The organism is Methylosinus sp. LW4 (genome assembly GCF_000379125.1).
Classification (GTDB): Bacteria; Pseudomonadota; Alphaproteobacteria; order Rhizobiales; family Beijerinckiaceae; genus Methylosinus.
In genome coordinates, this window is sequence record NZ_KB900626.1 from 2770368 (window position 1) to 2791562 (window position 21195).

Consider the following 21195-nt stretch of genomic DNA (forward strand, 5'->3'; position numbering starts at 1 on the left):
CTGTCCCCGAGTCGCGCCCACTAGCCGCGCGCCGAGCGCGTCGATGAAAGCCAGAAAACGTAAATGAACGGCGAAAACGTGGCCGTGCCCCGCGCGTTTTTCTAATTTTCGACGGGTGATGCGCTCATGCCACAGCGTCGCGGCGCGGCGGCTCGGGAATGGGAAAACGCAGCGCGATTCGCGTGCCCTTGCGGCGGATGGCCGGGCTCTGCGCGACGATGGAGCCGCCCATCGCCTCGACGAGGCCGCGGCAGATGGAGAGGCCGAGGCCCGTGCCGGCCTTGCGCCCGTCGATGCGCCCGCCGCGGTAGAATTTCTCGAATATGCGCTCGAGATCGGCCGGCTTCACGCCCGGCCCTTCGTCGGTCACGGTGAGCAGCAGCTCGTCGCCGTCGCGACGGGCGTAGACCGAGGCCTGGCCGCCGCCATATTTATGCGCATTGTCGAGCAGGTTGAACACGATCTGCGCCAGCAGGCCGGCGTCGCCGCGAATCGCCGGCAGATCGGGCGCGAGGCTCGCCGAAACCTTCAGCTGCGGAAACTCCTTGCGGCTGCGCTCCATCGCGGAGCGCACGGCGTCGCCGACATCGACGAGCTCGCGCCGCGGCGCCAGCGCGCCCGATTCGATGCGCGACATATCGAGCAGATTGACGACGAAGCGCGACAGCCGCGCCGCCTCCTCCTCTATGGACACGAGCAGATCGAGCCGATCCGTATCGGCGAGCCGATCGCCGAGCTGGCGCAGGCTGGTGACGGCGCCGGTGATGGAGGCGAGCGGCGTGCGCAGATCATGCGAGAGCGAGGCGAGCAGCGTGCTGCGCAGCTTCTCATTCTCCTCGAGCGCGGCGGCGCGCACCGATTCCCTCACCAGCAGCGCGCGATCGACCGCTATGGCCGTCTGCTCGAGAATCGCCGTCAGCATGCGCTCGTTCTGCGCCGAGGGCGGCTCCTGCGCATTCTTCGGCTCGAGGCCGATCACCGCCACGACGCCGCGCGTCGTCGCCAGCGGACGAAACGCGAAGCGAATGTTCGGCAGCGTGCCGCTGCGCAGTCCCGCCGGCTCGGCGCGCTCATAGGCCCAGCGCGCGGCGCCCGCCTCCTTCGCGTCCAATTGGTCGATCGGCGGCCAGGCGGCGGCGATCGTCAGCTCGCCGTCGTCTGGCGCGAGAAGCACCGCGCTCTTTGCGTCGAGCGCCTTTTGCGCATGCATGGCGGCGGCCCACATCACCTCGTCGAGCGAGGCCGCGCTCGACAATTTGCGCGAGAATTCGAACAGCGATTGCGCCGCCTCCGCCCGCGCGCGCATGGCGCGCGATTGCTCGCGCACGCGGCCGGCGAGCGTGCCGGTCACTATGGCGACGAAAGTGTAGACGAGCAGCGACAAAAACTCGTGCGCCTGCGAGATGGTGAATTCATAGCGCGGATCGACGAAGAAAAAATCGAAGGCGAAGAAGGACAGAATGGAGGCCGCGACGGCCGACCACACGCCGGCGGCGAGCGCGCAGAACACGACGGAGGCGAGAAAGATCATCCCGAGATTGGGAAGATGCAGCCACATGTCGAGCGGCCAGGCGACGAGCGTGGCGCAAGCGACGGAGGCGAATGTCGCGCCGACGCCGCGCCAGAATTCGCCATGAGCGGAGCGCGCCTTGCGCGGCCGCGCTTCTTCCTCGGCTTTCGCGCGGCTCTCGGTGATGACCTGCACGGCGATGTCGTCCGAGCGCCGCACGATCTCGTCTGTCAGCGATTTGCGCCACAGCCGCGCAAGCTGACCGGCGCGCGAGCGGCCGACGACGATCTGCGTGATGTTCTCGCGCCGCGCGAATCTCAGCGCCTCGCCGGCGAGATCATGGCCGGAGACGCGCTCCACCGTCGCGCCGAGACGCTCGGCCAATCGCAGCGCCTCGTCGATGCGCCGCGCGCGCTCGGCGTCCTGCTCCTCTTCGCCCGCGCGCTCGAGATGCAGCGCGATCCAAGGCGCATTGGGCCCGGTCGCGAGGCGCGCGCCGGCGCGCACGACGAATTCCGACAGACGATCGGAGCCGACGCAGACGAGCAGCCGCTCCGATGTCGCCCATGGCCCTTCGATCGCGTTCTGCCGCAGATAATCGACCATCTGATCGTCGACGCGCTCCGCCGTGCGGCGCAGCGCCAGCTCTCGCAACGCCGTGAGATTGCGCGGCGTGAAGAAATTCTGCACGGCGCGGCGCGCCATGTCGGGCACATAGACCTTTCCCTCTCGCAAGCGCTGCAGCAACTCGTCCGGCGTCACATCGACGAGCACGACATCGGCGGCGTCCTGCAGCACGCGATCGGGAACCGTCTCGCGCACGGCGACGCCGGCGATGCGCGAGACGACATCGGCGAGACTCTCGAGATGCTGAATATTGAGCGCGGTCCACACATCGACGCCGCTGTCGAGCAGCTCCTCGACGTCCTGCCAGCGCTTCGGGTGACGGCTGTCCGGCGCATTGGTGTGCGCGAGCTCATCGACGACGATGAGCGCCGGATGACGCGCGAGCGCGGCGTCGACGTCGAACTCCTCGAGCGTGCGGCCGCGATATTCGATCTTGCGGCGCGGCAGAATCTCGAGGCCTTCCGTCAGCGCCTCCGTCTCGCGGCGCCCATGCGTCTCGACGAGGCCGATGACGACATCGACGCCATCGGTCTTCAAGGCGCGAGCGCGAGCGAGCATTGCGTAAGTCTTGCCGACGCCCGGCGCCGCGCCGAGAAAGACGCGCAGCTTGCCGCGCTTCTCGCGATCGGCGAGCGCGAGCAGCGCGTCCGGGTCCGGCCGACGTTCGAATTCGCTTCCCGTCTCCGCCATTGTCCTTTAGCTCTCATGACATTCATGGGTTGAATACGGCCCAGATTCACGCGAATCAATAAGAACCCGACGAAGTGAAAAGAACGAATTTCTGCACCTGAAAAGGTTGTGAGTTAACGAGCTTCCACCAATTCGGCTCGAGAAACCTCTGCCGTTCCAACTCGCTCGCCGCTTCAAAGAAGCCTTTCATGTCCTCGTTGATTTCAGCAATCTTTTCTGTCTCGTTGTAATAGGTGATCGCGAGACAGATCAGATCGGTCGTGATCTGGTCACGCTTGAATCCCTCTATGGTCTGGAGGCTTTCCCACTTGATGAGATGCTCGCCGTCTCTAGCATCACAACAGCGAAGTCCTTCGCCCGTCAACTCGACGCGGCCAACACGTCCTGACCACATTTCGAATAGCTTCATCACCTTTCGAAGCATGTTCGGCCCCCGCTTGGTCGTTCGACTTTGAAATAGACGCCACCACCGGCCCGACCTCGTCAATAGCCAGAAATCTCGCGCTCACGCTCGATCTTTACGCAGCCCTTATGCGCCTCCCGCAAATCGCGAATGGCTTCCTTACGGCGAGGCGACGCATCGTGCCGCCGTTCACCTTCTAGAGGAGACGAGCATGTTTCAGATCATCAGCGCGGCGATCGCCGGCTCTGCGCTCACCGTCGCCTATGCCGCAGCCTGGCGCATCTATCGAAGCGCCTGGGAGCGAAAGGCGACGCCCGCGCTCGCCCCGAGACTCGTCCCGAGACCCGCGACCCGCGCGGGCGCGCTCATCCTGCTGCTGCGCCGCCGTCGCCTGATGAGGGCGCGCCACGCCGGCCCGCGCGGCGGAGATCTCGCAAAGGCGTGATATCGCAGAGCGCGGGCTGCGCGATGCGCCGCCCTCTTCCGTCCGGCGACGCGAGGCCCTATTGAAGGGCCGACCTCAATTGTCCCGGATCACAGGATGAATGTTCTCCTCATCGGCTCCGGCGGCCGCGAGCATGCGATCGCCCGGGCGCTCTCGAAAAGCGCGCTTCTCACTCGACTCTACGCCGCGCCGGGCAATCCCGGCGTCGCAGAGATAGCGGAGCTCGCGCCTCTCGATGTTTCGGATCATGCCGCCGTCGCGGCCTTCTGCGCAGAGCGGCGCATAGAGCTCGTCGTCGTCGGGCCGGAGCAGCCGCTCGTCGAAGGGCTCGCCGATTTCTTGCGCGCAAAGGGAGTCGCGGTCTTCGGACCGTCCAAGGCTGCGGCGCAGCTCGAGGGCTCGAAGGGATTCGTCAAGGATCTCTGCCGCGCCAACGCCATTCCCACCGCCGATTATCAGCGCTTCGACGATGAGGCGAAAGCGCTCGCCTATCTGCGCGCGAAGGGCGCGCCGATCGTGGTGAAGGCGGACGGTCTCGCCGCTGGCAAGGGCGTCGTCGTCGCCGAGACTCTCGAGGAGGCGGAGGAGGCGGTCGCGGCCATGTTCTCCGGCGCCTTCGGCAAATCCGGCGCGGAAGTCGTCATAGAGGAGAAGCTCGAGGGCGAGGAGGCCTCCTTCTTCGTGATCTGCGACGGCGAGCGCGCGCTGCCTTTCACATCCGCGCAGGATCACAAGCGCGTCGGCGACGGCGACACGGGGCCGAACACGGGCGGAATGGGCGCCTATTCTCCGGCGCCCGCCTTCACGCCGCAGATAGAGGCGCGCGTGATGCGCGAGATCGTCGCGCCGACTCTGCGCGCCATGCGCGAGATGGGCGCGCCCTTTCAAGGCGTGCTCTTCGTCGGGCTGATGCTGACGAAGGATGGGCCGAAGCTCATCGAGTTCAATGTGCGCTTCGGCGATCCCGAGACGCAGGCGATGCTGCCGCGCCTCGAGGATGATCTGCTGGCGCTGATGCGCGCCGCCGCCACGGGCGCGCTGCCGGAGAAGCCGCTGCGCTTCTCGCCGCAGACCGCGCTCACCGTGGTGCTGGCGGCGAAAGGCTATCCGGGAACGCCACTGACGGGCTCGGCGATCAACGGACTCGCGCGCGCCGGCGAGATCGACGGCGTCTTCGTCACCCATGCGGGCACGCGGCGCGAGGGCGACGCGCTCGTCGCCGCCGGCGGACGCGTGCTCAATGTCACCGCGCTCGGCGACACGGCGCAGGCGGCGCAGACGCTCACCTATCGCGGCGTCGACGCGATCGACTGGCCCGAGGGCTTTTGCCGCCGCGACATAGGCTGGCGCGCGATCGCGCGCGAAACATGAAACGCGAGAGGAGGAGGCCGCATGGACAAGATCGCGCCCAATCTCACCGGCGTGCCGGAAACCATGTTGTGGACGCTGCACAATCGCGCCGGCGAGGCGTTGCGGCCGGACGGATTGCTGCATGATCCGCGGCTCGTCGAAATTTATCACGCGCTCGACTATGATTATGAGGCGAGCTTCGGCAAGCCGCAGCCCTCGCACGCCAATCGGGCCCTCGTCTTCGACACGGCGCTGCGCGCCTTTTTGGCGGCGCACCCAGACGGCGTGATCGTCAATCTCGGCGAAGGCCTGGAGACTCACAGATTCCGCGTGGCCGACACGGGCGAGGCGCTGTGGATCACCGTCGATCTGCCGGAGTCGATCGCCATACGCGAGCGCTTCATAGAGCCCGACGAGCGCCATCGCCATGTGGCGCTGAGCGCGCTCGACCGCCGCTGGTTCGAGGAGGTTCCGCAAGGGCGCCCCGTCTTCGTCACGGCGCAAGGGCTGTTCATGTATCTTCCGCCGGAGGAAACAGCGTCGCTGCTGCGCGACATGGCGCAGCGCTTTCCGAAGGCGAGCCTCTTGTTCGACCATGTGCCGCGCTGGCTCTCGAAAGAGACGCTGAAGGGCCGCAAGCTGACGCTGAATTTCACCATCCCGCCCATGCCCTGGGGAATCGACCGCAGCGAGATCGCGCCCACATTGCGAAGCTGGGCGGCGATCGAGACGGTGGAGCATTTCGACTACAGATTGTATCGCGGATGGCGCGCGCTGCTGTTCGGCGGGCTCATGCGCCTCGCGTTTTTCCGCGAGCGCATGCCCGCGATCACGCGCGTGACCTTCGCCTGACGCGCGACCGAGCATCGGCCTTATTGTCGCCATTGTGAAGCCGAAAGGCTTCGATACGTTACGCCCTTCGATAAGATTGACGAAATTTGTCCGAACGCCATTTCGACGATCGAAAAGCTCCTTACGGCGCATGTCGATCGGAATTTCGTAAGGAGCCGTTTCATGAGCGACGACAGCTGGGATCATGACGAAGCAGCCGATTTCGTGAAGAAAAGCGCGCAGCCGGGCATGGCGCGGGAGCTGCTGCGCGCCGCCTCGACGCCGCTCGACAAGAATTATCCCAATATTTTTATCGCCTATTACTCTTTGCCCGATTGGCTCGCCACCTATAGCCAGCCAGGCCCGTCACGGTTCCTCGCTTCGTCGCAGCCGCATTTCAAACGCACGGCCGTCCGCCAACGTCCATTCCCACAAGTCGTTCACGAATACCGATTTGCCGCGCATAAATATCAGCAGGATGTCGTCGAAGCCTTCGCGCCGATCCGGGGCGCCAAGACCGGGCAGGCGCTGCTCGGGGAGATCGCCGCCAATAGACGTCGCTCCGTTTCGATCATGCCGCATGATCATTGGGCGCATGTGTTGCTGCCCGGCCCGCTCAACGCCGCGCCGCGGCCGATTTTTCCCAAGACGGACCTCGGATATGTGACCGACGGCTTGCGCGGCAATAATGCGGCTTCCTATGCGAAAGGCGCGCCGATCCGTGGCGACGACAACGCGCCCACCGGCGGCGTCGGCACGGGGAGAGGCTCCGATGTCCTGCTCTACTATTCGCCCGCGGATTGGCTGGCCGAAAACGCCTCTTCCACTGGAGCGCTGCCAGACGAAGTGCTGTTTCATGAGCTCATCCATGTGACGCGGGAGCTGCGCGGCCTGCAGACGCGGCTCCCCGTGGACGGAGGCGGCGGTTATGGAAACGAGGAAGAATATCTCGCCACGATGCTGACCAATCTCTATCTGTCGGAAAAGGGCGTGGCTCTACGCGGAGCCTATGATGGCCCCGGCGGTCGCCCGGGCAAAGTCGAGGTGAATGGCGAGACCATGTTCTATGTGATCGCCGCTCCGCCGAAGAACTGGGATGTCATGACGAACCCGGACGCGTTCTACGACAATCCCGGCAAGACGAGCATGTCTCCCGAGGCTCTCATCACGCGCTTCATGAACAGCCAGACCGGCTTTTATCGCGATTTGGCGATGCTTCCCGAAAGCCGGCCCAAGTTCAATCCGATCCGGGAATATGAGTTTCGTCATCGGCCGAGATCGGGCGCGCGTCGTTCCTATTTCGTCGACGGCGCCTGAATTTCTATCCGCGCCTGAGACTTGACAGTTCGGGGCGGCTGCCGATTATGCAGCCATGACGAAGCGACGGCAGAGATTCAGCGCGAGAGGGCTCCCGACATTCGGGCGCATCGTCGTGATTTTGTCCCTGCTTCTCGGACTTGCGATCAGCGTCGCGCCCGGCTTCGCCGCGCGCGCGGCCTATGTCGACGAGGCATCGCTCGTCGCCGCGGAGCCGGAAATCTGCGCGCTCTCGCATCACGCCTCCGACTCCGACCATAGGCGCGAAGGCTCAGGCTGCTGCTGCCTGCAGGCGACCACACGACGCGATGTGACATTCTTCGTCGCGATCCTGTGCGGCGTCGCCAAATTCGCAGCTCCCGACACGCCGTCATTCGCGGCGCGCGCCGACGCCACGCGTCGCGCCGGCGTCGCTCTGCCGACCACGCCCTGGCTTTCGCGGGCGCCGCCCTCCTTCTCCTGATCGGTCGAACGCGGCTTCGCCGCCACACCCTTTAGACCCGCGCGCGCACACGCCGCGCCAGGAGATAATTCGTCATGACCAGAAGCATTCTCTCGCGCGGCGTTTCCGCCGGCGCGCTCATCGTCGCGTCTCTTTCCTCCGCCATGGCGCAGGAGGCGCTTCCCTCCATCGACGTCGCCGGCGAAGGCGTCCCGCGCGATGCAGGACAAACCATCGCCGCGCCGGGATTTTCTCCCGAGAAAAAGGCGCTGCCCGTCTATCGCGATCCGACAGGACAGACCTTCACCACCGTCAAGCGCGAGGATTTCAAGACCTCGCCGCTCGTCACCATCGGCGATCTCGTCGAATACAGCCCCGGCGTCTCCTTCAAGCAGGGCAATGGTCCGCGCGACATGACGCTGTCGATTCGCGGCTCGGGCGCGCGCATCGGCGGCGCCTTGCGCAATATCGTGCTGCTCGAGGACGGCTTCACCATGACGCAGCCGGACGGATTCTCGCGCACCGACACCACCGATCCGCACGCCTATGCGGCCGTCGACGTCTATCGCGGCCCCTCCTCCGCTCTGTTCGGCAATTGGGCCAATGGCGGCGCCATCAACTTCCGCACGCGCACCGGCGCGGAGATCGACGGCGTGGAGACCGGCCATGAGGCCGGCAGCTTCGGCTATCTCACCAATTACACCGCCATCGGCAAGAAATACGGAGATTTCGACATCGCCCTCTTCGCCAGCGACGCGCGCGGCGAAGGCTCCACCACCCATACGGATTTCAACACGCAGACGGTGAATCTGAAGGCGAGCTACGAGGCGACGCCGACCGATCGCTTCACCTTCAAATGGGTCCATAATCAGCTCTACGGCAATGTGCCGGCGCGCATGTCGCTCAATCAGTTCTATTTCAATCCCTATCAGCGCGGCTGCTACGGACTGCCGACGCCCTCCACCGCGATCAGCCGCAGCCTCTGCGGACAGACGGCCGTCTTCCTCAACGGAACCAATGGCGCGACGGCGCAGGTCTCCGCGCTGCAATCGGGCTGGCATCGCAACGACCGGCGCGACATGCTGGGCCTGCGCTGGGCGCACGACATAGACGCGCAGACCGTGCTGCGCACGCAATTCATCTATGACGACAAGGATTTCTATCAGCCGATCGACACGCCGGTCACTTATGGCGACGCGCCCTCGATCAACATATCGTCCGATCTCACCCATCACGGCGCGCTGCAGGGCCAGCAGCTGACCAGCAATTTCGGCGTCTGGTACAATCACGCGCGCTTCACCACCTATTCGCAAAATCTGCTCGGCTGGGGCAATGGCGATCTCGGGCCATTGCTCACCAATAAGCAGGAGATCATGCATTCCAATCTCGGCGCGCGCTTCCGCGAGGAGCTGGAGCTGGCGCCGGATGTGACCGGCGTCATCGCTCTCGCGAGCGAGATGAGCAAGGTCGCCGCGCTGTCCTCGTCCGTCTCCTATCCCTCCGGCGCGCTGACCGCCGTGCCGGCCAATCGCACCTATTGGAATTTCGCGCCGGAAGCCTCGGTGACATGGCGGCCCGATCGCGAGTGGAAGTTCTACGCCCGCGCCTCGAGCGGCTATGGAACGCCGCAATATGGCTTTCTCTTCGTCAATCAGCAGGGGCTCGACGGCAATAACACCGGCCTCAAATCGCAGCGCAACTCGGGCTTCGACGCCGGCTTCGACTGGACGCCGACGGAGACGTTGAAAGTCACGCTCAACGGCTTCTACGAATGGTATCAGAACGAGATGCTGACGCAGTCGCCCGGCAACGGCCTCAAGAACTACACTTATAATGCGCCGGGCTCGGTCCATCGCGGCGCGGAATTCCTGCTCGATTGGCGGCCTTTCGACGGTTGGCGGCTGCTCGCCAATTACGCCTACAATAATCAGATCTTCACGAGCTTCATCGAGCAGCGCGGGCCGAGCTCCTACTTCGACCGCGCCGGCTATAAGATCCCCGGCGTCGCTCCGCATGAGCTGACGACGCGCATCGGCTACGACATTCCGCAAGGCGACTTCAAAGGCGTCGGCGCCTATTTGGAATATGTGCTGAAGAGCTCCTATTTCATCGACAATGGCAATCAGCTCACCATTCCGGGCTATGGCCTCGTCAATCTCAATCTGCATTATGATCGTGACGTCTCGATCGGCTTTTTGAAGAACATCTCCGCCTTTATCGAGGTGCGCAATGTGTTCGACCGGACCTATGTCGCCTCGGCGACGGTGATCTCCAACTCGCTCACCTCGGGCTTTCAGAACCCCGGCTTCGTGCTCGCGCAGAACGGAACCAGCTCGATCTATGCGGGCCAGCCGCGCGCGATACAGGGCGGGGTGCGGTTCAAATTCTAAAAAGCAGTGGTGGAAGGGCGCGGCTGCGCCCTTCCCCTGCGCGCTCATCAGCCGTTCGGCGTGCGGCCGGCGGCGAAGATCATGCAGGTCGTCGTCGCATGGGCGAGCAGGCGCTCGCGCGTGTCGAAGAGTCGCGCCTCCGCCGTGGCGATGCTGCGGCCATGGTGCAGCACCTTCCCCTCGGCGCGAATCTCGGCGTCGGCCGTCACGGCGCGGGTGAAATTCACCTTCAGCTCCAGCGTCGTGTAGAGCTGGCCCGGCGGCAGCAGCGTATGCACGGCGCAGCTCATGGCGGAGTCGAGCAGCGCGGAGATATAGCCTCCGTGAACCGTTCCGAGCGGATTATAATGCCGCTCGTCCGGCGCCGCCGCGAAGACGACGCGCCCGCTTTCGATCTCGACCGGACGGAAAGCGAAAAGAAGCATGATCGGCGGCACGGGCAAGGAACCTTCGCTCATGGCTCTCACCACTTCCAACCCGCTCATCGAGCCCAAGCGCTCCAACGGCAGGGCTCCCGCGACATGGGTCTGCGTTTCCTCGGACATGAGGCGATCTCCTCTCGCCTTTTGAAACTGCGGCATATATTTAGTTTCGTCAAGATACTAAATAAACGGCGAAGCGATGAGAAACGATCATTTCCCCTCCCAGACCTGCTCCGTGGCGCGCGCGCTGGAAATCGTCGGCGAATGGTGGACGCTGCTGATCGTCCGCGAGGCATTTTTCGGCGTGCGCCGCTTCAGCGAGTTCGAGCGCAATCTCGGCGTCGCCAAAAATGTGCTGAGCGAGCGGCTGTCCAAGCTGGTCGCTTGCGGCGTGATGGAGCGCATCGACATGCCGGGGCGCGGCAATCCGCGCGACTATCGCCTGACCGAGAAGGGCCGCGATCTCTTCCCAATTCTGGTGGCGCTGATGCAATGGGGCGACCGCTGGGCGGCGCCGGCCGGACCGCCGCTACGCCTGCTGGAACGGGAGACCGGCGCGGAGATCGCCGCTCTGCGCGTGACTGGCGCGAGCGGCGCCGCTCTGGCGCCCCGGGAGGCGCAGGTCGTTCCCGGCCCCGGCGCCGATGAGAAGCTGCGCGCCCGCTTTCCCTCGCCTTCGGAAATACTCCCGAGATGACGCGCTCCGCTGCGCCCGCTATTCTCGCTGCGGCGCAATGAACGCGCCACGGCGAGCGGCCCCGCCGGCTCGATCGGGGGTTGAACCTGCGGCCGGTTTCGTGTGATTGCTCTCTCGTCTCTTCTGGATCGTCGGCTCGATGACGCGCAGCTTTTTCATCGTCGCGCCCGGCGTCGCCGGAGATTCTCGCGGAACGGAGGCGGGCGGCGCGTCCTTCCTCGCCGGATCGAGCTTTTCTGGCTCGAATGCGAAGCTCTCGCCGTCGTTTTTCCGCAATGCGGCGTTCGAATGTCGCTTCTGACATGAGCTTGAGAGCGGACCCGGCCGAACGTCTGACAACGCCGCCCGCGAGCGAGGCGCCTGCGAGGCGCCGGCTCGCGCCCATCATCCTGTCCGCTCTCGCTCATATTCTCGTCCTGGCGGCTTTTCTGCTCGAGCAATTGCTGATGTCGAGCGAGAGCCCGACCACAGAGCAGGAAATTCCGCTGGAGGTCGTCGCCGAAGCGCCGCAGCCGCAGCCGCAAGAGCCTCCCCCGCCGGAGCCCGAGAAGGAGGAGCCGAAGCCGGAGGAGAAGCAGAAGCAAAAGCCGCCGCCGCCGCAAAAGCTCGTCGACGACGAGAAGCCGGCCTTCGACGCGCCGCGCGCGCCGAATCAGGAGAAGGCCGATCGCGACGCGCCGGATCAGGAGACCAAATCCGCCCGCCGCGAGCCGCCGAACGAGCAGCACGCCGCCAAGCCCGCGCAGGAAAAATCCGCCGATCCGCAAAAGCAGCAGGCGGCCAAGGCCGAGCCCGCGCCGGCCGCCCCCAAGGCGGAGGAGGACAAGGCCGACGCCGAGATCGTCGAGCAGGCCGAGCCGCAGAAGGAAGCGCGCATCGACGACAAGCAGGGCGAGGTCGAGATCAAGGCCTCGCCGGAGCCCAAGCCCAAATCCATCGCCGATCAGCTCGCCTCTTTGGAGCCGCTGCCGGACTTCAAGCTCTCCGGCTCCTCCAAGCCGGCGCCGGTCAGCGGCGGCACGGCGAAGACCACCTATCTCTCCGTGCTCTTCGGTCTCATCATGCGGCATATGACCGTGCCTCCGTCCCTGCGCAACAAGACGACGCCCAATCACGGGGTCGTCGTGTTCTTCATCGACGAGGGCGGGCATCTCACCCATCAGGCGGTCTATCGCTCGAGCGGCTTCGCCGAGCTCGACAACGCCGCGCTCGCCGCCGTGCGACGCGCCGCGCCTTTCCCTGCGCCGCCCTACGGCCATCCACGCGGCATTCAATTCCACTTCGATCCGAAATGAGGGCGTTTTGAGCGTGATGTCGGCGCCCGCGCGTGATGCGGCAGTAGAGGGCGCGCTGCTGCGCGTGACGGGGCTTTCCAAATCCTATCTCGGGCCGCAGGGTCCTCTGCCCGTGCTGCGCGGCGTCGATCTCGCGCTCAGCGCCGGCGAGAGCCTCGCGCTGATGGGCGAGTCGGGCAGCGGCAAGAGCACGTTGCTGCATCTCGTCGCCGGTCTCGACCATGCCGACGGCGGCGCCATTCACATCGACGACGCCGAAGTGACGAAGCTCGACGACGAAGGCCGCGCGGCGCTGCGCCGCAAGACGCTCGGCGTCGTGTTTCAGCAGTTCAATCTCGTGCCGAGCCTCACCGTCGGCGACAATCTCTCGCTGCAGGCGCGGCTCGCCGGGCGCTACGATCGCGACTGGCGCGACGCGCTCGCCGAGCGCCTCGGCCTCGCCGCTCTGCTCGATCGCTATCCCGAGCAATTGTCGGGCGGGCAGCAGCAGCGCGTCGCCGTCGGCCGTGCGCTGGCGCCGCGTCCGCGCCTCTTGCTCGCCGATGAGCCGACCGGCAATCTGGACGAAGCCACAGGCGACGCGGTGCTCGATCTTCTGCTCGAGCTCTCCGCCACGGCGGGCGCGGCGGTGCTGATGGTCACGCATAGCGCCCGGCTCGCAGCGCGGCTCGATCGCCGCGCGACGCTCGCAGGCGGAAGGCTGGCGCCGTGAGGCAATTCTTCTATGCGCTGGCGACGCTCGCCAGCCATTGGCGTCGACGCCCCGGCCAATTCGCCGCGCTCTTCGTCGGCCTCGCCGTCGCGACGGCGCTGTGGAGCGGCGTCGCGGCGCTGAACGATCAAGCGCGCCGCAGCTATGATCGCGCGGCCGGCGCGCTCGGCCTCGGCGGCGCGCCGAGCCTCGTTGCGGCGAGCGGCGGATTTTTCGCGCAGGATGTTTTCATCGCTCTGCGGCGCGCCGGCTGGAAGGCGTCTCCCCTTCTCGAGGGAACGATCCGCCTCGGCGACAAATCCATTCGCCTGCTGGGCGTCGAGCCGCTGACTCTGCCGAAAATCTCCAGCGACAAAATGCCGGCGGGCGAGGATCTGAATGACTTCCTCGGCCCGCCCGGCCGCGCGCTGATCGCGCCGCAGACATTGCGCGCGCTCGGCCTCGTCGAAGGCGCGACGCCGACGATCAGTGAGACGGATCGGCTGCCGCCGCTCGCCATCGCCAAAGATCTCGCGCCGGGGATGATCGTCGTCGACATCGGCGTCGCGCAAAACCTGCTGCATCGGCCGGGGCGGCTGTCGCGCCTGCTGCTCGCCGAGGAGCCCGCGGCGGGCGCGCCCACGCTCGAATCCATCATTGACGAGCCTCTTCGCCGCGCGGAGGCGGATGAGGCGCCGGAGCTCGCCAAGCTCACCGAGAGCTTTCATCTCAATCTCACCGCCTTCGGCCTTTTGGCCTATGTGGTGGGCCTGTTCATCGCGCATGCGTCTTTCGGCCTCGCCTTCGAGCAACGCCTGCCGATCATCCGCACGCTGCGCGCCATCGGCGCCTCCTTGCGCGCGCTCACATTGGCGCTGGTCGCGGAGCTGACGCTGCTCGCCCTGCTCGCCGGCGCTGCGGGAATGGCCGGCGGCTATCTCATCGCCGCCGCGCTGCTGCCCAACATGGCCGCCAGCCTCGAGGGACTCTATGGCGCCGAGCTCGACGGCGCGCTCGGCCTCGCGCCCTCCTGGTGGCTCTCCGGCGTCGGCATGGCGCTGCTCGGCGCCGCGATCGCGGCGGCGAGCGGGCTGGTCAAGACTCTGCGCCTGCCGGTGCTCGCCATTGCGCAACCTTTCGCCTGGCGCGAGGCGCAGCGACATTGGCTCTATCGCCAGTCCGCGCTCGCCATTGTCGCGCTCATCGGCGCGGCGGCGGCGCTGCTCTTGGGTAAGGGAATGGAGGCGGGCTTCGCCTCCATGGCCGGGCTGCTGCTCGGCGCCGCGCTCGCATTGCCGCTGCCGCTCGCCGCAATGCTGCGGCTCGGCGAAAGACGCGCGCAGGGACCGCTCGCCAAATGGTTCTTCGCCGATGCGCTGCAGCAGCTCCCCGGCCTCTCGCTGGCGCTGATGGCGCTGCTGCTCGCGCTCTCCACCAATATAGGCGTCGGCTCCATGGTGGAGGGATTCCGCCGGACATTCACACAATGGCTCGACCAGCGCCTCGTCGCGGAAATCTATTTCGAGGCCGCGAGCGACGCGCAAGCACGCCGTATCGAGACATGGCTCGCCGCCCGTAAGGACGTCGCCGCGGTCCTGCCGCTGTGCAAGGCGAAGACGACTCTTCACTTCTGGCCCGTCGAGATCGTCGGCGCGCCGCCGCACGAAACCTTCAGCGCGCATTTTCCGCTGCTCGAAGCGCGCGCCGAGGCGTGGAGCAGAGTCGCGCGCGGCGATTCTGCGCTCGTCAGCGAGCAGCTCGCGCGGCGCCTCGGCCTCTCGCTCGGCTCGACCTTGGAGATACCGACGCCGACTGGTGATTGGCGCGTCGAGATCGTCGGAATCTATCCCGATTATGGCGCCGCCAAAGGCCAGCTCCGCGTCGATCACGACGCGCTCTCGTCGCGCTGGCCGGACGCGCGCCGGCTGGACTATATGCTGCGCGCGCGCTCCGAGACTGCGCCGGAGATCATGCTGGCTCTGCAAGCGGAATTCGGCGCCGGCGTCGCGCGCATCATCGATCAGGCGGCGCTGAAGCAGCGCTCGACCGACATATTCGAGCGCACATTCGCCGTCACCGCCGCGCTCGACGCGCTGACGCTCGTCGTCTCGGCGATCGCGCTTTTCGCCAGCCTCACCACGCTGGCTGCGGCGCGCGTCCCGCAGCTCGCGCCGCTGTGGGCGGCGGGCGTCTCGCGGCGCAGCCTCGCTGCGCTGGAGCTCGCGCGCGTCACGCTGTTCGCGGCGGCGACGGCGCTCGTCTCCGTGCCGCTCGGCCTCGCTCTCGCTTATGATCTCGTCGCCATCGTCAATGTGCGCGCTTTCGGCTGGCGCCTGCCCTTTCACATTTTTCCATCGCAATGGCTCGAGGTCTTCGCGCTGGCGTTGCTCACCGCCGCGCTGGCCGCGCTCTTGCCCATTCGCCGTCTCGCGCGCATCGCGCCGGCGTCGCTGCTCGCGGTCTTCGCCAATGAACGCTGAAACGCTGCGCACACTTCTCCTCGCGCTGGCGCTCTGCGCCACTGCGCCAGCGCGCGCCGCCGGCTTCGCAGGCCTCGGCGACGACGCGCAGGGCTTCGCCGAGCCGCAAAAGGGCCATACGCTCGTCTTTCCGCGCGATCATGGCGCGCATCCAGAATTTCGCATCGAATGGTGGTATCTCACCGCCAATCTGACGGATGAGAGCGGCAAAGCCTATGGCGCGCAATGGACCTTGTTCCGTCACGCGCGCGCGCCGCATGACGGCGAAGGCTGGGACAGTCCGCAAGCTTTCGTCGCGCACGCCGCCGTCACCACGGATGCGCTGCATCTCTTCGCCGAAACGCGCGCGCGCGGCGGCGTGGGACAGGCGAACGTCGAAGCGGCGCCATTCCGCGCCTTTATCGACAATTGGTCCTTTTCCGCGCGGGAGCCCAATCTCTCCGGCGGAACAATCTCCGCCATCGCGCCGCGCTTTCGCTACACGCTCTCGCTCACCGCCGAAAAGCCGCTCGCTCTGCATGGCGAAGCGGGCTTCAGCCGCAAATCGGAGAGCGGACAGGCTTCCTATTATTACAGCCAGCCCTTCTTCACCGTCGAAGGCGCGCTCGCCATAGACGGCGCCGAGCGCAAGGTGAAGGGCCACGCCTGGATGGATCACGAATGGAGCAGCCGCCCGCTCGCCGCGGATCAGAAAGGCTGGGACTGGTTCTCGCTGCATCTCGACGGCGGCGGCGAGCTGATGCTCTTTCGTCTGCGCAGCGACAAGACGCTTCCCTTCGTCTCGGGAAGCTTCATCACGGCCGATGGCGCGACGCGCGCGCTCACGCGTGACGATATTTTCCTCGAGCCTTTGGAGCAGGGCCTCGTCGCCGGCCGCCTGCTGCCGCTGCGCTGGCGCCTGCGCGTGGCGAGCCTGCATCTCGACATAGAGACGAAGCCCCTCAATTCGCAGAGCTTCATGAGCGTCGGCGTCGGCTATTTCGAAGGGCCTATCTCATTTTCCGGCGCGCAGAACGGCGTCGGCTATCTCGAGATGACAGGCTACTGACGCTTCGGCCTCGTTTCGCCGCCAAAGCTTGATCCGAATGTCATCGGCTCTATCCATACTGGGACGCTTTCTTCTGACGCAACGCTCGCGCTGGACCCGTTCCGGCGGCGCTCCGCCGAGGGGATTTCACGCATGTATCTATCGCCGACATTTTTCCTCGATCTCGGCCTGCGCACCATTGCGCGCAATCCTTTCTTCAGCCGCGATCGTCCCGTCCTCGTCGAAGGCGAAAGCGATTTTCGCTTGCTGGAAGGACAGGAAGGCCTCGTCGTCACGCTGGGGCCGAACACCTCCTTCTTCGATCGTCCCAATCGCTCCGTCTGCCGCTGGCCGGGCGTGAGAACAATTCCGCGCCAGAGCCCGCACGAGATTCCGCCACGCTCCTTTTTCGCCAATGAGGGCAGCGCCTTTCTGCAAATCTTCTGCGGCGGCGGCGACGTGCGGCTCAACCGCGTCACCACCCTCGCCGATCAGCGACAGATTCTCCTTTCCGCCGGCGACGGCAATGTCGTCGAGAAGATCGATCTCTCCGAGCTCGCGCGCGACGGCGCGCCGCCGCTAAAGTTTCTGCAGCCCGCCTATCTCTGCTCCTCGGCCGAGGTAGCGATACGCTCGACGCCCTGCGACGCCGCCACGATGAGCTGGGCGCGCGCGCCCTATGTCTATCGCGCGGAAGAGACGGACGACGCGGAACGGCAAGCGATTCTCTGCCTCTCCGGCCGCACGATGGTGTGGTGCGAGCGCCTCGCGCCCGGCGAGAGCCGTGATTTCGCGCTCGGCAATGTCATCGCCGCAACAGAGAATATCGACTCCAAGCTGCGCCCGACGAGCCTGCGCCATCCCGACGACGCGGAGGCGAGCGACGATGCGCCGATCGCCTTCGCGACCAAGCCCGTGCGCACGCGCCTGCGCGAGTTCGCCGAGGCGACGGGCATTTTATTCGAATCGATGCGCGCGCGCGAAGGCTTCCTGGTGTGCGAATTGACCAATCGCTCGGACCGGCCGGCCTATGTCTATGTGCAGCTCAACAAGACCGGCTTTTATGGCGGCTCCGGCTTCGTCGGCTTGATGGTGAAGCTCGTCTCCGCCTTCTTGCGAATGTCGCATCTGCCGCTGCGCGCGTGAAACACGGAAAGATTCTAGGCCTCTGCTTTGACGCGTTTCCAACGCCCTTCGGCTCAAAACGCTCTATCCACGATCGGGCAACGGCAGGCCATTCTCGATGAGCACGCTGCGCAGATCGAGGATCGCCGGAAATATCTCCTGATTGCGATCCTCGCCCTGCGCGTCGAAAGCCGCCTGCTCCAATTCGCAGATCCAGCGATCTTCCGCGAAAATGCCATTGGTGAACCAGACGATCGCGGGCCAGAAGAGATCGAGCAGGAAGGAATGCTTCGCCGGCCGCTTGATCATGATCATGCCGAAAGTGTGATTGATCTTCTGCGCGCGATCGACCGGAATATAGCAGTTCCACAGATCGAGCGCCGGCTCGCGCGCGCCCGCGGTAAAGAATTTCAGCGTCTGATAGGGATAGTCGGTGCGGATCACCATTCGATCGCCCGGCGGCGTCGCCAGCGCCTCGGCCGAAAGCGGCGCGCGCTTGAAGCGCCATTTGCCGCGATTGAGAATGAAATTCTCGCCGAAGGGCTGTCGGCCGCTGACGCGGCGGAAGCTGTAGGTCGCCTCCGCCCAGGCGTCGCCCCTGCGGCTGCCGAGAAAATAGGTCTTGATTCCGCCCATCAGCCGGCGATGCAGAAACTGATGATTCATATCCATCAGATTCTCGTGCATGAAGCTGTAATGGCAGCCGGCGCGGCGGTTCAGATAGCGGATTTTGTAACGGCTGTCGGTCGCCGAGGGCACATCTGGAAAAGGCGTCAGCTCCGCGCGCGCGGCGTCGCCCGGAAAGACGAAGACGAGCCCATAGGCCTCCCGGCACGGATAGCTGCGCACGCCGGTCGCGGCGCGGCTGCAATCGGCCGCATAGGGCAGCGACACGCAGGCGCCGCTCGCGTCATAGGCCCAGCCATGATAGCCGCAGCGTATCGTCTCCTCCTCGACCACGCCGGCGCTGAGCGGCACTTGCCGATGCGCGCAACGATCCTCGAGCGCGAACACGCCGCGACGCCCGCGCGCCAGCACGATCGGATCGCCGGCGAAAGAGCAACGATGCGTCTTGCCCTTGCGCACATCCGCGCTGCGCGCGACGGGATACCAGAAATTCGGATCGAGAGCGGTCTTGCGTATATCGCGGGACACGGCCGTCCGGGCATCGGTCGCAATCGTCGCCGCCGTATCGTCCGCCATGCCCGTTTCCATCGACCCGAAATCTCACGCAGCACGCCTCATAATAAAAAAGCCCGCCGGGGTAAACCTCTCACTTCCTTCGTGAAAAAGCCGGACGCCTGTCATTCGATCGTCACTTCCACGATATGGGACGCGCCGGGCCGCAGCGGCAGGCGCGCTTGAATGCGATGCGTCCCCGGCTGCATGGGCCAATAGACGGGCTCATTGGCGTCGGCGAGCCGAAACGGCCGGCCGTCCACCATCCAGAGTATCTGCTCCACGGAGCCCGGCGCCGATGCGCGCAATGCGAGACGATTGAGCTCCGGCGGCAGCTCTGGATTGCGCCAAACATGCGTTTTATGCTCGGGCGTCGTGATGGCGAGTTCGACAGTCTCGTCGCGCGACGCCGGCCGCGCGGCGAGCTCCATTGCGCCGCGCGTCGGCGGCGCCATTTGCGGCCTCACCCATTCGACCAGCGTCTCCCCGCAGCGTCCATCGCTGCGGCCGCCGGCGAGGCACATTTCCACCGGAACGCGGCCCTGCGGCGGCGGAAAGGATTCCGTCTCGATCTCGCCGGCCTTCGCGCCATGGATGAGCGTCAGCGCCGCATGCGCGAGCCGCGCGCTGGATGCGGCGCCGCTCAGCCGATTCATCGCGCCGGCGTCGCCGCGCCCGATCCATACGCCGACAATGGCCTTGCGCGAATAGGCGATGGTCCAGGCGTCGCGATAGGCCTGCGACGTGCCGGTCTTCACCGCGACGGCGAAAGGATATTCGAGCGGCCCGTAGCGCGGAAAGCTCGGCAAGCGCGCGAGCGGATCGGCCAGCATGGAGGTGACGAGGCGCGCCGTGTCGCTCGACATCACGCGAATGGAGCGGCGCCGTCGCTGCTCTTTCGCAAAGACGAGATCGGAGAGCACGCCATCTTCCGCGAGCGCGCCATAGGCGCGCATCAGATGCTCGAGCCTGGTCGGCAATGCGCCGATCGCCATGGAGAGGCCGAAGGATTCGGCCGGGGCCTCGAGATCATGCAGGCCGAGATCGTGCAGAAATTGAAAATTCGCCTCGAGCCCGACGCGGCGCATGAGATTGGTCGCCGGCACATTGCGCGAATTGGCGAGCGCCTGCCGCGGCAGCATCGGCCCGAGAAAAGCGCCATCGGCGTTGTTGACGCCGGATGCGCCCTCTGGAACGTCGGCGAGGAGATCGGTGGGCTCCAGAACGCCGCGCTCGAATGCGAGCGCATAGACGAAAGGCTTCAGCGTCGAGCCCGGCGAGCGCAGCGCGCGGGTGAAATCGATGGCGCCGTCGCGCCAGTCGCGATAATCGGAGGAGCCTATGTCCGCGAGCACGGCGCCCGCGCCGCGCTCCACCACCATCAGCGCGACTTGCCGCGCGCCGGCGGAGCGCCAGAGCGAGAGATAACGCCGCGCGAGATGCGCGAGCTTGTCCTGCAATGAGAGATCGATGGTCGCGCCGATGCGCGGATCATGCGGCGAGGTGGGCGCTATGAGGCCTTCGCGCGCCAGCGCCTCATAGCGCAGCGAGAGATGCAGCGCATCCGGCCGCCGCGCCGCGCCGATGGGACGCAAGCTCGCGAGCTGCTGTGTCGCGAGCGCGATCTGCGCGGGCTCGACGAGCGCCTCGCGCGACAAATAGCCGAGCGCGCGAGCGGCGCGCGCCCGCGCGAGGACGAGCCCGCTCTCGCGAAAGAGATTCATGCGGCCGGGCGATTGCGGAACGGCGGCCAGCAGAGCGATCTCCGCGAGCGAGAGATCTTCGACGGGCTTGTCGAAGTAAAAGCGCGCGGCATGGGCGATTCCATGGCTGCCATTGCCATAGGGCGCGAGCCGCAGATAATGCGCGAGCACCGCCTGACGGCCATGGCGCGCGATGAGCGCGATCCCCGTCGCCGCCTCCGTGATCTTGGCGGCAAAGCTGCGCGGCGCGGGATTTTGCATGCGCGCGACTTGCATGGCGATGGTGGAGGCGCCCTCGCGGCGCTTGCGTCCGACGAGATTGCGCCAGGCCGCGCGCAGCAGAGCGCGCGCATCGACGCCCATATGCGAGGCGAAGCGCCGATCCTCGAGCGCGAGCGTCGCGAGCGCGACGCGCGGCGGAATTTCGCGCAGCGGCCAATAGCCATAGTCGATCCGCGCCGCATCACGCGCGCCGATCTGCGTAAGAAAAGCGCCGTTACGATCATAGACCATCGGCGTCGGCCGCGGCGCGGAAAGAGCGGCGCGGGAAAGCGCCGCCTGCGCAAGAAAA

General features: G+C 65.9%; 17 protein-coding genes. 12 read left to right on the forward strand and 5 right to left on the reverse strand.

Translation table 11 applies throughout. The features are described 5' to 3' along the window. Window positions 1-124: 124 nt before the first annotated feature. Together METLW4_RS0113910 and METLW4_RS0113915 are read right to left on the reverse strand one after the other, a co-directional pair. Window positions 125-2827, reverse strand: coding sequence for a sensor histidine kinase (locus METLW4_RS0113910; protein WP_018266827.1), 2703 nt, complete (start codon window positions 2825-2827; stop codon window positions 125-127). 55 nt (window positions 2828-2882) lie between these two features. After that, complete coding sequence (locus METLW4_RS0113915; RefSeq protein WP_157235132.1) at window positions 2883-3236, reverse strand: hypothetical protein; 354 nt, start codon at window positions 3234-3236, stop codon at window positions 2883-2885. Window positions 3237-3441: 205 nt separating this feature from the next. Between METLW4_RS0113915 and METLW4_RS0113920 the strand changes: the two genes are divergently transcribed. The 6 genes from METLW4_RS0113920 (at window position 3442) to METLW4_RS0113945 (ending at window position 10005) form a co-directional block, all read left to right on the forward strand. Continuing rightward, a complete protein-coding gene (locus tag METLW4_RS0113920) occupies window positions 3442-3675 on the forward strand; it encodes a hypothetical protein (RefSeq protein ID WP_018266829.1) in 234 nt (77 codons plus the stop codon). A 96-nt stretch (window positions 3676-3771) separates the two neighbouring features. Then, window positions 3772-5046 carry a phosphoribosylamine--glycine ligase gene (purD, locus tag METLW4_RS0113925; RefSeq protein WP_018266830.1) on the forward strand — a complete coding sequence of 425 codons (1275 nt, stop codon included), beginning with the start codon at window positions 3772-3774 and terminating at the stop codon, window positions 5044-5046. Window positions 5047-5067: 21 nt separating this feature from the next. Continuing rightward, on the forward strand, window positions 5068-5877 hold the full coding sequence (locus METLW4_RS0113930) for a class I SAM-dependent methyltransferase (RefSeq protein ID WP_018266831.1): 810 nt from the start codon (window positions 5068-5070) through the stop codon (window positions 5875-5877). A gap of 162 nt (window positions 5878-6039) precedes the next feature. Further along, window positions 6040-7173: a M91 family zinc metallopeptidase gene (locus tag METLW4_RS0113935; RefSeq protein WP_018266832.1), complete on the forward strand. Its 1134-nt coding sequence runs from the start codon at window positions 6040-6042 to the stop codon at window positions 7171-7173. A gap of 115 nt (window positions 7174-7288) precedes the next feature. Beyond that, window positions 7289-7636, forward strand: coding sequence for a hypothetical protein (locus tag METLW4_RS0113940; protein ID WP_157235134.1), 348 nt, complete (start codon window positions 7289-7291; stop codon window positions 7634-7636). 74 nt (window positions 7637-7710) lie between these two features. Then, complete coding sequence (locus METLW4_RS0113945) at window positions 7711-10005, forward strand: TonB-dependent receptor family protein (RefSeq protein ID WP_026191507.1); 2295 nt, start codon at window positions 7711-7713, stop codon at window positions 10003-10005. Between the two features lie 47 nt (window positions 10006-10052). Here the strand turns inward: METLW4_RS0113945 and METLW4_RS0113950 are convergent, their stop codons facing one another. Continuing rightward, window positions 10053-10550 (reverse strand): PaaI family thioesterase, encoded by a 498-nt coding sequence (locus METLW4_RS0113950; protein WP_018266836.1) that lies wholly within the window; start codon window positions 10548-10550, stop codon window positions 10053-10055. Window positions 10551-10626: 76 nt separating this feature from the next. Between METLW4_RS0113950 and METLW4_RS0113955 the strand changes: the two genes are divergently transcribed. The 6 genes from METLW4_RS0113955 to METLW4_RS0113985 all read left to right on the forward strand — a co-directional run bounded on the left by METLW4_RS0113955 (window position 10627) and on the right by METLW4_RS0113985 (window position 17763). Next, window positions 10627-11124 (forward strand): winged helix-turn-helix transcriptional regulator, encoded by a 498-nt coding sequence (locus tag METLW4_RS0113955; RefSeq protein ID WP_018266837.1) that lies wholly within the window; start codon window positions 10627-10629, stop codon window positions 11122-11124. Between the two features lie 302 nt (window positions 11125-11426). Then, the gene (locus tag METLW4_RS0113965) at window positions 11427-12419 is read left to right on the forward strand and encodes a TonB family protein (RefSeq protein ID WP_018266839.1); all 993 of its coding nucleotides are present in this window, start codon (window positions 11427-11429) and stop codon (window positions 12417-12419) included. Window positions 12420-12435: 16 nt separating this feature from the next. Then, window positions 12436-13131, forward strand: coding sequence for an ABC transporter ATP-binding protein (locus METLW4_RS0113970; protein WP_018266840.1), 696 nt, complete (start codon window positions 12436-12438; stop codon window positions 13129-13131). Further along, complete coding sequence (locus METLW4_RS0113975; RefSeq protein ID WP_018266841.1) at window positions 13128-15590, forward strand: ABC transporter permease; 2463 nt, start codon at window positions 13128-13130, stop codon at window positions 15588-15590. The genes METLW4_RS0113970 and METLW4_RS0113975 overlap by 4 nt, the downstream gene beginning before the upstream one ends. After that, entirely contained in the window at window positions 15580-16638 is a 1059-nt protein-coding gene (locus METLW4_RS0113980; RefSeq protein ID WP_018266842.1) for a lipocalin-like domain-containing protein, read from the forward strand. Before METLW4_RS0113975 ends, METLW4_RS0113980 begins: the two co-directional genes overlap by 11 nt. A gap of 132 nt (window positions 16639-16770) precedes the next feature. Next, a complete protein-coding gene (locus METLW4_RS0113985; protein WP_018266843.1) occupies window positions 16771-17763 on the forward strand; it encodes a hypothetical protein in 993 nt (330 codons plus the stop codon). 63 nt (window positions 17764-17826) lie between these two features. Here the strand turns inward: METLW4_RS0113985 and METLW4_RS0113990 are convergent, their stop codons facing one another. Both METLW4_RS0113990 and METLW4_RS0113995 read right to left on the reverse strand, forming a co-directional pair. After that, window positions 17827-18945 (reverse strand): aromatic ring-hydroxylating oxygenase subunit alpha, encoded by a 1119-nt coding sequence (locus METLW4_RS0113990; protein WP_018266844.1) that lies wholly within the window; start codon window positions 18943-18945, stop codon window positions 17827-17829. A gap of 101 nt (window positions 18946-19046) precedes the next feature. Beyond that, the gene (locus METLW4_RS0113995; protein WP_018266845.1) at window positions 19047-21137 is read right to left on the reverse strand and encodes a transglycosylase domain-containing protein; all 2091 of its coding nucleotides are present in this window, start codon (window positions 21135-21137) and stop codon (window positions 19047-19049) included. Window positions 21138-21195: the final 58 nt, after the last annotated feature.

Excerpts from the sequence above, each read along its gene's own strand:
- METLW4_RS0113910 (WP_018266827.1), bottom strand. The coding sequence starts at position 2,827 with ATGGCGGAGACGGGAAGCGAATTCGAACGTCGGCCGGACCCGGACGCG.
- METLW4_RS0113915 (WP_157235132.1), bottom strand. The coding sequence starts at position 3,236 with ATGAAGCTATTCGAAATGTGGTCAGGACGTGTTGGCCGCGTCGAGTTG.
- METLW4_RS0113920 (WP_018266829.1), top strand. The coding sequence starts at position 3,442 with ATGTTTCAGATCATCAGCGCGGCGATCGCCGGCTCTGCGCTCACCGTC.
- purD (WP_018266830.1), top strand. The coding sequence starts at position 3,772 with ATGAATGTTCTCCTCATCGGCTCCGGCGGCCGCGAGCATGCGATCGCC.
- METLW4_RS0113930 (WP_018266831.1), top strand. The coding sequence starts at position 5,068 with ATGGACAAGATCGCGCCCAATCTCACCGGCGTGCCGGAAACCATGTTG.
- METLW4_RS0113935 (WP_018266832.1), top strand. The coding sequence starts at position 6,040 with ATGAGCGACGACAGCTGGGATCATGACGAAGCAGCCGATTTCGTGAAG.
- METLW4_RS0113945 (WP_026191507.1), top strand. The coding sequence starts at position 7,711 with ATGACCAGAAGCATTCTCTCGCGCGGCGTTTCCGCCGGCGCGCTCATC.
- METLW4_RS0113950 (WP_018266836.1), bottom strand. The coding sequence starts at position 10,550 with ATGTCCGAGGAAACGCAGACCCATGTCGCGGGAGCCCTGCCGTTGGAG.
- METLW4_RS0113955 (WP_018266837.1), top strand. The coding sequence starts at position 10,627 with ATGAGAAACGATCATTTCCCCTCCCAGACCTGCTCCGTGGCGCGCGCG.
- METLW4_RS0113965 (WP_018266839.1), top strand. The coding sequence starts at position 11,427 with ATGAGCTTGAGAGCGGACCCGGCCGAACGTCTGACAACGCCGCCCGCG.
- METLW4_RS0113970 (WP_018266840.1), top strand. The coding sequence starts at position 12,436 with ATGTCGGCGCCCGCGCGTGATGCGGCAGTAGAGGGCGCGCTGCTGCGC.
- METLW4_RS0113980 (WP_018266842.1), top strand. The coding sequence starts at position 15,580 with ATGAACGCTGAAACGCTGCGCACACTTCTCCTCGCGCTGGCGCTCTGC.
- METLW4_RS0113985 (WP_018266843.1), top strand. The coding sequence starts at position 16,771 with ATGTATCTATCGCCGACATTTTTCCTCGATCTCGGCCTGCGCACCATT.
- METLW4_RS0113990 (WP_018266844.1), bottom strand. The coding sequence starts at position 18,945 with ATGGCGGACGATACGGCGGCGACGATTGCGACCGATGCCCGGACGGCC.
- METLW4_RS0113995 (WP_018266845.1), bottom strand. The coding sequence starts at position 21,137 with ATGGTCTATGATCGTAACGGCGCTTTTCTTACGCAGATCGGCGCGCGT.